Annotated in this window: 1 protein-coding gene; it reads left to right on the forward strand. The window is 72.9% G+C overall.

Translation table 11 applies throughout. From position 1 onward, the window contains the following. Nucleotides 1-1,021: magnesium transporter MgtE N-terminal domain-containing protein (locus CCN51_RS51320; protein WP_086861243.1), on the forward strand; the 1,021-nt coding region annotated here is incomplete at both ends.

Raw genomic sequence — 1,021 nt, forward strand, 5'->3', positions numbered from 1 at the left:
GCGCCTGGGCGGCCGGCCGCCGCGCCTCCTGGGTCTGGTGGTCGAAGTGGTCACCCGCCGCCGGATCTTCCTGCCCATGACCCGGGTGACCAGCGTCGAGTCCGGCCAGGTCATCACCACGGGCGTGGTCAACATGCGGCGCTTCCAGCAGCGCCCGACCGAGACCCTGGTGCTCGGCGAGCTGCTGGACCGCACCGTACGGCTGGTGGAGACGGACGAGCAGGTCACGGTCCTCGACGTGGCCATGGCACAGCTGCCCGCGCGCCGGGACTGGCAGATCGACAAGGTCTTCGTACGGCGTGGCAGGTCGGGCGCGCTGCGGCGGCGCGGCGAGACGCTGACCGTCGACTGGTCCGCGGTCACCGGCTTCTCCCTCGAGGAGCAGGGGCAGGGCGCGGAGAATCTGCTGGCCACCTTCGAGCAGCTGCGCCCCGCCGACCTCGCCAATGTGCTGCACCACCTCTCCGCGAAGCGGCGCGGCGAAGTGGCCGCGGCGCTGGACGACGAACGGCTCGCCGACGTCCTGGAGGAGCTGCCGGACGACGACCAGGTCGAAATCCTCGGCAAGCTCCAGGAGGAGCGCGCGGCCGACGTCCTGGAGGCGATGGCCCCGGACGACGCGGCCGATCTGCTCTCCGAGCTCCCCGAGGAGGACAAGGAGCGACTGCTGGCCCTGATGCGGCCGCGGGACGCGGCGGACATGCGGCGGCTGATGTCGTACGAGGAGGGCTCGGCGGGCGGGCTGATGACGCCCGACCCGATCGTGCTGCGCCCCGACGCGACGGTCGCGGACGCCCTCGCGCGCGTACGCAACCGGGATCTGACCCCCGCGCTCGCCGCGCAGGTGTATGTGTGCCGGCCGCCGGACGAGACGCCGACCGGCCGCTATCTGGGCCTGGTGCACTTCCAGCGGCTGCTGCGGGAGCCGCCGTACACGCTCGTCGCCTCGGTCGTCGACACCGATCTGCAGCCGCTGCGGCCGGAGGCCCTGCTGCCCGGGGTGACCAGCTATCTGGCCACG

This window comes from Streptomyces milbemycinicus (assembly GCF_002154605.1).
Classification (GTDB): domain Bacteria; phylum Actinomycetota; class Actinomycetes; order Streptomycetales; family Streptomycetaceae; genus Streptomyces; species Streptomyces milbemycinicus.